Raw genomic sequence first — 9,598 nt, 5'->3', positions numbered from 1 at the left:
ACCACAACCACCCCTCGGGCGACCCGGCGCCGTCCGCCGAAGACGTGGAGTTCACGCGGCGGTTGAAACACGCGGCGGATCTCGTCGGGGTGCGCCTCCTCGATCACGTGGTCGTCGGCCGCGGCCGCTGCGAGTCTCTCCGGGAACGGGGGCTCCTCTGATGGCGAAAACCTTCTACGTCACGACGCCGATCTACTACGTCAACGACCTGCCGCACATCGGCCATCTCTATTCGACGATCGTCGCCGATACGATCGCGCGGTTCCGCCGGGCGCGGGGCGAGGACGTGCGCTTCCACACCGGGACCGACGAGCACGGGCAGAAGATCGAGCGCGCCGCGGCGGCCCAGGGAATCGCCCCGCGGGCGCTCGCCGACCGCGTCGTCGCGCGGTACCACGAGTGGTGGAAGACGCTCTCGATCACCCACGACGACTTCATCCGGACGACCGAGGCGCGCCACGCGCGCGGCGTCGTCGCGCTGATCCGCCGGATCGAGGCGGCGGGAGACCTCTACACGGCGCGGCACGAAGGGTGGTACTGCACCGCGTGCGAGGCGTACTACACGGAGAAGGAGCTGCTTCCGGGCAACCTCTGTCCCGACCACGGGACGGCGTGCGCGTGGCAGTCGGAGGAGAACGTCTTCTTCCGGCTCTCGAAATACCAGGAGCCGCTGCTCGCGCACTACCGCGCGCATTCCGACTTCGTCGTTCCGCCCTCACGATTCCACGAGGTCGAATCGTTCGTGGAGGCGGGCCTGCGCGACCTGTCGGTCTCGCGGACGAACCTGACCTGGGGGATCCCGTTTCCGGGTCATCCGGGGCACGTGGTGTACGTCTGGCTCGACGCCCTGGCGAACTACATCACCTCGCTCGGGTTCGGAGGCGAGGACGACGCGCTCTATCGCCGGTACTGGGACCATCCGGAGGCGGAACGCACCCATCTCGTCGGCAAGGACATCCTCCGGTTCCATGCGGTTTACTGGCCGGCGTTCCTCCTGTCGGCGGGTCTTCCGCTGCCGACCCGGGTGGCGGCGCACGGGTGGTGGCTGCGCGACGAGAAGAAGATGTCGAAGTCGACGGGCAACGTCGTTCGGCCCGACGCGCTCGTCGCGGAGTTCGGGCCCGACGCGCTCCGCTACTTCCTCCTCCGCGAGATGGTCTTCGGCGCGGACGCGAGCTTTTCGGACGAGGCGTTTCTCGAGCGCTACAACGCCGATCTCGCCAACGGCCTCGGAAACGCCGTGTCCCGGGTGGTCCGGCTCTGCGTGAACGCCTACGGCGGAACGCCTCCCCTGACGTGCGACGACAACGAGGTGAAGACGGCGGCCGGTCCCGCGGCGGAGGCGTATCTCGACGCGTTCGAGCGGCTCGAGTTCTCCCGCGGCCTCGAGGCGGTCGCCGGAATGTTGAAGCAGGTGGACGGCTACGTCGCGGCCCGCCAGCCCTGGAAGGTGGCCAGGGAGGAGGGGAAGAGCGATCGCCTCTCCCGGATGCTGTACGCCTCCGCCGAGGGAACGCGCATCGCGGCCGCCGCGCTCGCGCCGGTCCTCCCGAACGCCGCGCCGAAAGCTCTCGCCGCGCTCGGCGCCGACCCGGGAGACGGTCCCGGCGCGCTCGCCTGGGGAGGGCTGCCGGCCGGACGCCCGCTTTCCGCGGCCGAGCCGCTCTTCCCGCGCGTCGATCCGAAGAGATTCTTTCCGAGCGAGGTTCCCATGAGCGAAGCCTCCGCCCCTCCCGGCGGCCCGAAGATCACGATCGAGGAGTTCCAGAAGATCGAGCTCCGCACCGCGAAGATCGTCGCCGCCGAGCCGGTTCCGAAATCGAAGAAGCTCATGCGCCTGGAGGTCGATCTCGGCACGGAGCGGCGCCAGGTCGTCGCCGGCATCGCGACGCGGTATGCCGCCGAGAACCTGGTCGGGAAGACGGTCGTGATCGTCGCGAATCTCCAGCCGGCGAAGCTCATGGGCCTCGAGTCGAACGGGATGGTCCTCGCCGCTTCGCTGCCGGATTCGGGAGAGCCGGTCGTGCTCGTCCCGGAGGCGGAGGTCCCGCCCGGGACGAAAGTGAAATGATCTGCGATTCCCACGGCCATCTGCAGATGCTCCCGGAAGGAGAGCGGCGGGAGGCGATCGGCCGCGCGCGCGACGCCGGTGTCGGAAAGATCCTGGTGCCGGGAACGACGGTGGAGGATTCGCGCGCCGCGGTGGACGTGGCGGAAGCCCACGAAGGCGTCTTCGCGGCCGTCGGGATCCACCCCCACGAGGCGAAGGACTTCGACGAAGACCGGGTTCTCCCGATCTTCGAGACGCTCCTCCGTTCTCCGAAGGCGGTCGCCGTCGGGGAGATCGGTCTCGATTTCCATTACGACCATTCGCCGCGCGACGTCCAGCGGCGCGCGCTCCGGTCCCAGCTCGCCTTCGCCCGGGAGCGCGGACTCCCCGCGCTGCTCCACAACCGCGAGAGCGGCGCGGAGATGCTCGACATCCTCGCCGCGGAGCCGCGCCGCGCCGATCCCGGCGTCTTCCATTCCTTCACGGAGGACGCGGCCTACGGGTCCCGCGCGATCGCGCTCGGGTACCGGATCTCGTTTTCCGGAATGCTCACGTTCAAGGGGGCGGAAAACATCCGGGCGGCGGCCCGAGGTCTGCCCCTGGCCGCGATGCTGGTCGAAACGGACGCGCCGTTCCTCGCTCCCGAACCGCACCGGGGGAAGCGTTGCGAGCCCGCTTACGTCGTCGACACGGCGCGGCGGCTCGCGGCGGTCAAGGAAGTCTCCTTCGAGGAGGTGGAAGCGGCGACGACGTCGAATTTCGACGCGTTGTTCGCCCGCCGTCCGGCGTGAGCCCGCGGCGGACCCCGGGGACTTTCCCGCCGGTTCCGGCCTCTCGGCCGGGCCGCGACCCGGCCGCGGGCCCGGGAACGGGTTATCCTTCTGTCGCCTGCCGTCGGGCGTATCCGCCGGCGAGGAAGATCGATCGCGCGTTCGTCCGCGATCTCGATGGCGAGGGCGCCGGCGGGCCGGCCGTCACGCTCGCCCGCGGGATCGGCCGCCGCGCGGTCGCGGAGGGAATCGAGACCGGGCGGCGAATCCGCCCCGCCGGACTCGGCCACGAAGGCATGCCGGTTCTCGTCGCGAGCGGTCCCGCCGCCCGCCCCGTCCCGCCGCTCGCCGCGGCGCGCGGGGCGTTCGCGTGAGCACCGCGGCCGTCCGGCCACCGTGGAGCGTCCTCGAGAAGAAGCTCGGCTACACGTTCCGCGACCCCGCGCTCCTCGTCCGCGCGCTCACGCACAAGTCGTATTCGAACGAGAACCGCATGCCGCGCGTCCAGCACAACGAGACTCTCGAATTCCTCGGCGACGCCGTCCTCGGATTCGTGATCGGCGAGCTGATCTTCAAGGGATTTCCCGCGCTGCAGGAGGGGTCGCTCTCGAAGATCAAGGCGCATCTCGTTTCCGCGACGACGCTTTCCCAGAAGGCGCGGGAGCTCGGGATCGGGGCGTTCCTGCGCCTGGGCTCGGGGGAGGCGAGGTCCGGGGGGGCCAACAAGGACTCGCTCCTCGCCGACGCGCTCGAAGCCGTCATCGCGTCGATCTACCTCGATGGGAGCCTTCCCGCGGTCGCCCCGTTCATCTCCCGGATGTTCGAGACGGACATCTCCGGGATCGACCTCGGCGACCTGTCGTTCCACGACTACAAGACGACTCTCCAGGAAACGGCCCAGCGGCTCGGGTTGCCGCTGCCGGAATATCGGGTGCTCGAGGAGATCGGCCCCGATCACGAGAAGACGTTCCTGATCGAGGTCCTCTGGAACGGCGTGGCCTTCGCGCAGGGGAGAGGGCCCTCGAAGAAGGAGGCGCAGCGGCAGGCCGCGCGCGCCACCCTGGAGAGGCTGGCCCGGCAGTAGGTGGATCGACGGACGGGGCGGCGCTGCCGCCGCTCCCGTCCGCCCATTTCCCGGTCCTAGGAGGTCGAGGCGGGCTTTTCCTTCGTCATCGTCTTCTTGTGCCCGGCCTTGCCCATGCTGATGCTGGCGACCTTGATCGTGTCTCCCGTCATCTCGCCCTTGAGCGTCACGCTGTGCCCCGCATGCTCGGCGAGACCGGCATAGTCCTGATTCTCGATGTTGTAGACCTTGCCGCCGCTGACGAACACGTACTTGGCGCCGTCCTTGATGCACGCCTGGGTGCATTCACGGTCGGTCAGCTTCTTTCCCGAATGCTCGATCGCGGATTTGTGCGAGGCGCCGCACATGCTGTCGCTGATCTTCCCGTGCCACGTCTGCTCGGCTCCCGACGCCATCGCGGCGCCGACCAGCACCGAAACCAGAACCCCGAGGATCTTCTTCATAGCCTCTCCTTTCAAAAAAGGGCGAGGTGGAATTATTGCAAGAATTGCGCCAGCTGTCATTCGGATGGGTGTACTCGAACTCTGAGGCCCGGCCGGGCGCTCGACCGCCTGCCTCTTACCGCATGGCTTCCATCGGCGACAGCCGGGAAGCTCTCACGGCCGGGTACATCCCGAACACGATCGCCAGCGTGAGCGCGACACCCCAGGCCACCACGAGCCCGAGCGGGTTGACGACCAGCCCGTAGGGGAACTTGTCCGACAGCGCGCGGCAGAGAACGGCTCCGCCGACCGTCCCGGCGAGCGCTCCGAGCGACGCGAGGACGACCGCCTCGAGCAGGAACTGGACGAGGATCTCGCCGTCGGAAGCCCCCAGCGATTTCCGGAGCCCGATCTCGTAGCGCCGGTCGGAGAAGGAGATCAGCATGACCGAAAGGACGCCGACGCCTCCGACGAGGAGGACCGTCCCCGCGAGGCTCGTCAGGACGATGCGCCAGCCGCGCATCTGGTTCAGGAAGTTCTGCCAGCTGCGGGCGAGGTCGGCGTCGAGGTCGCGGATCTCCACGTCCTCGATCCCGTGATGGGCCTGCCGCACCCTTCCGAGCATCATCGCCGAAACCGCCCCCATGTCGCTCTTGGCGCGGAGCTTCACGGCGATCTGGGCGAGCTGGTGATCGGGATCGATCCGATCCATGTAGGTCGCGAGCGGGACATGGATCCCGTTGGCGTCCATGTAGTTCTCGTCCGAGAACAACTGCCCCGGCGCCTGCACTCCGACGATCCGGAACGGCACGCCTTCGACGACCATGTCGCGGCCGACCGGATCGGATCCGCCGAAGAGCTTCGACGCGAGCGTCGCGCCGACGACCGCGACGGTGCTCCGCCGGCGCTCGTCGTCCGGGGTGAGCCCGCGGCCGAACCCGATGGGGCGGTTCATCAGCGTCGCGTAGTCGGGCGTCACTCCGGTCACGAAGATGCGTTCGGTTCCCCCGGCGACGCGCGTGGCCGAGCGCTTGTAGGCGCGCGGCAGGAACCCGACGACTTTCGGGTCCGCCGCGGTGACGCGGGGAAGGTCCTCGACCCGCAGTCCGGGGCTCATCGCGAAGCGTTTCTGATCCTCGGTCGTTTCCGGCGACTTCGGGATCACCATCACGGTTCCGTCCCACGACAGCCCGGCGAATCCCGTCGCGATCTTGTCGAGGACGCCGTCGAGCACGGACGTCATCACGACGAGCGCGAAGACGCCCAGCGTCAGGAGCGTGAGGGTCAGGATCGAACGCAGTTTGTGCGCCCAGAGCTCCACGAGGCCGCCGGTCACGACCGAAAGCACCAGTCCGACCCGGGCCGAGAACGTGAACCGGCGGCGGCCGGGATCCGGAAGGTCCGGGATTTCGGCCGCCGGCGCGTCGAGCCCGAGCAGAGCCTCACTCATAGCGCAGCGCCTCCATCGGCGACAGCCGGCTCGCTTTGACGGCGGGGTAGAGCGCGAAGACGAACCCGAACAGGGCGGCGAGGACGTACGCCCAGGCGAAGCTCGCGGCTTCCATGTGGAGCGGGATCCCGATCGAGGCGGTGATGACCTTCGAGAAGGCGATTCCGAGAGCGAGTCCGACGAGGCCTCCCGCGCCCGTCAGCAGCAGCGCCTCGGTCATGAATTCCTTGAAGATCTCGCGGCCTCCCGCGCCGATCGCCATCTTCACGCCCACTTCCCGGACGCGTTCCTTCAGGGTCGCCATCTGGATGTTGACGTTGACCATGCCGCCGCCGAGGAGCGCCAGCACTCCGGACAGCATGAAGATCATGTTGTAGATGTCCCCCTGACTCTCCATCTTCCGCATCCGGGCGGCGACGTCGTCGAGACGGAAGTCGCGCTGGAGGCGGTGGTTCGCGGTGAGCAGGACGTCGAGCTGCTTCGAGAATCCCGAAAGGGCCTTGATCTCGGGGAGGCGGAACGTGACGCGGTCGAGCCGCTGGTAGGCGTCCCCCTGCATCCGCCGCGCCACCAGGCTCGCCGGCAGCGCGATGATGCGGTTGCGCCACGCGAACACGTTCCCCTGTCCTTCGCGGAAGCGGAAGACCTTTTCCTGGAGGAGCCCGATCACCGTCACGGGCGTGTCGCCGACGCGGATCTGCTGGCCGACGACGTCGCCGGTCGGGAAGAAGACGCTCGCGGCCTCCTTGCCGAGGATCGCGACCGGGGCCGCGGAATCGAGATCGTGCGCGGAGAAGGTCCTTCCCGCCTCCAGCGAATAGCCGTTGATCGCGAAGTAGTCCCCCGCGATTCCCGAGATCTGGCGTTCCTGATCCGCGTACGCGGATCGCACGCGCGCGCGAGCCATCTTCTGCTGGCTCACCCCCGCGACGCGCGCGCGGTCGAGGGATTCGCCCGAGTCGGCGTCGATGCCGCGCAGGCCGAGGTTCGCCGTCTCGAGCGCCGAGGGGGTCGTGCCGTCCTTGACCGCGGCCGCCGGCTGGACGTTCAGCTTGTCGAGCCCGCCGATCTTGACGAAGAGCTCCTCGGCCCGGCGGCGCTGGCTGTCGGCGATCGAGAAACCGCCGAGGACCGACGCGACCCCGAGCATCACGCCGAGCGCCTGGAGCGTCGAGCGGCCCGGGTTTTCCCGCATCTCCGTCCACGCGGAACGGACGCGTTCGCGGAAGGCGCCCTGGGCGGCGCTCATCGGACGGCCCCCGTGCGGCTCATCGAGCGCGCCTCACGCCGCCGCGGCTTCGGGGCGCACGAGGCCGTCGTGGATCTCGACCCGCCGGCCGGCGAGCGCGGCGATCGTCGGATCGTGCGTGACGAGCACGACGGTGTTGCCGCCGGCGTGGAGATCCTGGAAGAGGGCGAGCACCTCGTGTCCGGTCCGGGAGTCGAGGGCGCCCGTCGGCTCGTCGGCGAGGAGCATTTTCGGGCGATTGGCGAGCGCCCGGGCGATCGCGACGCGCTGGCGCTGGCCGCCCGAGAGCGCCGCCGGGAGCTGGCGCGCCTTGTCGGCGATTCCCACCCGTTCCAGGAGGTCCATCGCTCGATCCCGGCGCTCGCGGCGGGCCACTCCCGCGTAGAGCATCGGGAGCTCGACGTTCCGGGCGACCGACGCCTTCGGCAGGAGGTTGTAGTTCTGGAAGACGAACCCGATCTTCTCGTTGCGGATCCGGGCGAGGGCGGCGCCGGAGAGTCCGTCGACGCGCTCTCCGTCGAACCGGTAGCTTCCCCCGGTGGGCGAATCGAGGCATCCGAGGATCGCCATCAGAGTCGACTTTCCCGACCCCGAGGGACCGATCAGCGCGAGGAATTCGCCGCTCTCGACGGTCATCTCGATGCCGCGGAGCGCGTGGACCGCCGTGCCGTTGGCCCCGTAGACCTTCGTCAGTCCGGCGACCTCGATGATCGGAGCGCGGTCAGTTGTTTTCATCGTCCTTCTCCACCTTCTTCCGGGTGGGGTCCTCCAGGCTCACCCGGCTGCCCGCGGAGAGTCCCGACAGGACTTCGACGCGCTCCAGGGTCGCGACGCCCGCGACGACCGGCACCGGTTCGAAATAGTCCTTCCAGTGCTCCGACAGCCAGGTGTACTTGTTCCGGCCGGAGAGACCTTCCCGGGCGGCCGCCGTCATCTTCTCGGGGAGGTTCTCCTTCAGTCGGTAGGCGACGGGCTTGCCGTCGCGCCTCTGGAGGGCCTCGAGCGGGATCGAGATCGCGTGCGGGCGGCGCTCGCCGAGGATTTCGACGTTCGCGCTCATGCCCGTGCGGTAGGCGTCGGAGAGCTCGTCCAGGGCGACCTCGATCTCGAAGACCTTGATCTTGTCCACGAGCTTGGCGGCCGGCGCGACGAATCGAACCTTCCCGGAGAAGATCTTCTGCGGATAGGCGTCGAGGGTGATCCGGACCGGCTGGCCGACCCGCACTTTCGCGATGTCCACCTCGTTCAGGTTGACGCGGATCAACAGCGACTTCAGGTCCGCGACCGTGAAGAGCACGGTCCCCTCGTTGAACGACGACACGCCCGAAGTCACCGTTTCGCCGAGCTCGACTCCCTTCTTGATGACGACGCCGTTCATCGGGCTCGTCACGCGCGCCTTCTGCGTCGTCGCATCCCCCGAGATCGGGATCCCGTGGTCCTCGACGATGCGATAGCGGGTCTGCGCCGCCTCGAGCTCCTGCCGGGCCTGCGCGCGCTTGTTGGTCACGGCCTTCAGGGCGTCGCTCCCGACGAGTCCGTTGTCGAAGAGCGCCTTCTGGTTGGCGTATTCGCGTTCGGCGTCCTCGAGCCGGAGCCGCGACTGGCGCACGCCGGCCTGGACGTCGGAGAGGGATTGCGCCTGCGTCACGTCCGGCTCGACCTCGGCGAGGACGTCTCCGACGCGGACGACCGCCCCTTCGCGGACCTTGAGGGCGACGACCTTGCCGGAGACGGCCGACTTCACGTCCACCTTCGTCTCCGGATCGACGACTCCGACCTCCCGCACGCTGACCTGGAGGTCCTCGGCTTCGACCTTCCCGACCCGGAACGGGCTCGAATCTTCCTTGGGCGCGCCGCTCTTCCCGCGGCTCCGCGCGGCGACGACGCCGCCCAGCAGAACGACCGCCGCGATTCCCGTCCCGATCCATCGCTTCTTCATCTTTTCCGTCCTTTACGTGGTTCCGCGGCGAATCCGCCGCTCGAAGGGGATCTACGGAATCCGGGCCCGAAAGTTCCCGCTCCGGGCGGAAACGAGGGTCCGGGGCGGTCTTTCCGCGCTGGCCCGCCTCGTGCAGAATGGCGGCGCATGGCGCACCGGATCTTCGTCCTCTCTCCCGCGTCGTGCGGAGGGGAGAGGGCCCGTCTGCTGGTACGGACGAAGGCCGATTTTCCGCTCGCCCGGCAGCTTCGGGAGCCGGAGGGTGCGCCGATCGGCGAAGTCTTTTCCTTCCTGAGCGGCCTGTACTTCCGGGGAAAGATCTCGTATGCCCGGGCGTTCGCTTCCGCGCCGCCGGGCGCGCCCGGAACGCTCGTGATCACGCCCACCCGCGGTCTCGTCTCTCCCGACGAACGGGTCACGCGCCGCGACATCCTTCGTTTCGCCGACGTTCCGATCGACGCCGGAGAGCGGCGGTACCGGAGGCCGTTCGAGCGGGACGCCTTGCGACTGGCGGAACGGCTCGCGGCGGAGGACGAGGTCGTTCTCCTCGGAAGCATCGCGACGGCGAAGTACGTCGAAGTGCTCGGGAGCGCGCTCGGCGACCGGCTCCGCTTTCCCGCGGAGTTCGCGGGCC

Annotated in this window: 11 protein-coding genes; 6 read left to right on the top strand and 5 right to left on the bottom strand. The window is 68.9% G+C overall.

Annotation, left to right across the window (positions count from 1 at the left end):
• The 5 genes from VFS34_11905 to rnc all read left to right on the top strand — a co-directional run.
• Window positions 1–161 (top strand): JAB domain-containing protein (locus tag VFS34_11905; protein HET9795158.1); only part of this gene is annotated, 161 nt, incomplete at its 5' end.
• A complete protein-coding gene (gene metG / locus VFS34_11900; GenBank protein ID HET9795157.1) occupies window positions 161–2,071 on the top strand; it encodes a methionine--tRNA ligase in 1,911 nt (636 codons plus the stop codon). The genes VFS34_11905 and metG, both read left to right, overlap by 1 nt.
• Window positions 2,068–2,841: a TatD family hydrolase gene (locus VFS34_11895; GenBank protein ID HET9795156.1), complete on the top strand. Its 774-nt coding sequence runs from the start codon at window positions 2,068–2,070 to the stop codon at window positions 2,839–2,841. The genes metG and VFS34_11895 overlap by 4 nt, the downstream gene beginning before the upstream one ends.
• A complete protein-coding gene (locus VFS34_11890; protein ID HET9795155.1) occupies window positions 2,838–3,194 on the top strand; it encodes a hypothetical protein in 357 nt (118 codons plus the stop codon). The genes VFS34_11895 and VFS34_11890 overlap by 4 nt, the downstream gene beginning before the upstream one ends.
• On the top strand, window positions 3,191–3,904 hold the full coding sequence (gene rnc / locus VFS34_11885) for a ribonuclease III (GenBank protein HET9795154.1): 714 nt from the start codon (window positions 3,191–3,193) through the stop codon (window positions 3,902–3,904). The genes VFS34_11890 and rnc overlap by 4 nt, the downstream gene beginning before the upstream one ends.
• A gap of 56 nt (window positions 3,905–3,960) precedes the next feature.
• On the opposite strand, the gene VFS34_11880 is transcribed toward rnc, so the two are convergent.
• The 5 genes from VFS34_11880 to VFS34_11860 all read right to left on the bottom strand — a co-directional run bounded on the left by VFS34_11880 (window position 3,961) and on the right by VFS34_11860 (window position 8,964).
• Window positions 3,961–4,347: a hypothetical protein gene (locus VFS34_11880; GenBank protein HET9795153.1), complete on the bottom strand. Its 387-nt coding sequence runs from the start codon at window positions 4,345–4,347 to the stop codon at window positions 3,961–3,963.
• Window positions 4,348–4,462: 115 nt separating this feature from the next.
• Window positions 4,463–5,776 carry an ABC transporter permease gene (locus VFS34_11875; protein HET9795152.1) on the bottom strand — a complete coding sequence of 438 codons (1,314 nt, stop codon included), beginning with the start codon at window positions 5,774–5,776 and terminating at the stop codon, window positions 4,463–4,465.
• Complete coding sequence (locus tag VFS34_11870; GenBank protein HET9795151.1) at window positions 5,769–7,025, bottom strand: ABC transporter permease; 1,257 nt, start codon at window positions 7,023–7,025, stop codon at window positions 5,769–5,771. Before VFS34_11870 ends, VFS34_11875 begins: the two co-directional genes overlap by 8 nt.
• A gap of 33 nt (window positions 7,026–7,058) precedes the next feature.
• On the bottom strand, window positions 7,059–7,760 hold the full coding sequence (locus VFS34_11865; GenBank protein ID HET9795150.1) for an ABC transporter ATP-binding protein: 702 nt from the start codon (window positions 7,758–7,760) through the stop codon (window positions 7,059–7,061).
• A complete protein-coding gene (locus VFS34_11860; GenBank protein ID HET9795149.1) occupies window positions 7,747–8,964 on the bottom strand; it encodes an efflux RND transporter periplasmic adaptor subunit in 1,218 nt (405 codons plus the stop codon). Before VFS34_11860 ends, VFS34_11865 begins: the two co-directional genes overlap by 14 nt.
• 147 nt (window positions 8,965–9,111) lie before the next feature.
• Here VFS34_11860 and VFS34_11855 point away from each other — a divergent pair.
• Window positions 9,112–9,598 (top strand): hypothetical protein (locus tag VFS34_11855; protein HET9795148.1); only part of this gene is annotated, 487 nt, incomplete at its 3' end.

The organism is Thermoanaerobaculia bacterium, assembly GCA_035717485.1.
Lineage (GTDB): Bacteria > Acidobacteriota > Thermoanaerobaculia > UBA5066 > DATFVB01 > DATFVB01.
The sequence above is the reverse complement of the archived record's forward strand: the minus strand, read 5'-3'. Positions and strand labels throughout refer to the sequence as shown.

Coding starts and splice junctions, on each gene's coding strand:
- VFS34_11870 (HET9795151.1), bottom strand. CDS start 7,025: ATGAGCGCCGCCCAGGGCGCCTTCCGCGAACGCGTCCGTTCCGCGTGG.
- metG (HET9795157.1), top strand. CDS start 161: ATGGCGAAAACCTTCTACGTCACGACGCCGATCTACTACGTCAACGAC.
- VFS34_11895 (HET9795156.1), top strand. CDS start 2,068: ATGATCTGCGATTCCCACGGCCATCTGCAGATGCTCCCGGAAGGAGAG.
- VFS34_11880 (HET9795153.1), bottom strand. CDS start 4,347: ATGAAGAAGATCCTCGGGGTTCTGGTTTCGGTGCTGGTCGGCGCCGCG.
- VFS34_11865 (HET9795150.1), bottom strand. CDS start 7,760: ATGAAAACAACTGACCGCGCTCCGATCATCGAGGTCGCCGGACTGACG.
- VFS34_11875 (HET9795152.1), bottom strand. CDS start 5,776: ATGAGTGAGGCTCTGCTCGGGCTCGACGCGCCGGCGGCCGAAATCCCG.
- VFS34_11860 (HET9795149.1), bottom strand. CDS start 8,964: ATGAAGAAGCGATGGATCGGGACGGGAATCGCGGCGGTCGTTCTGCTG.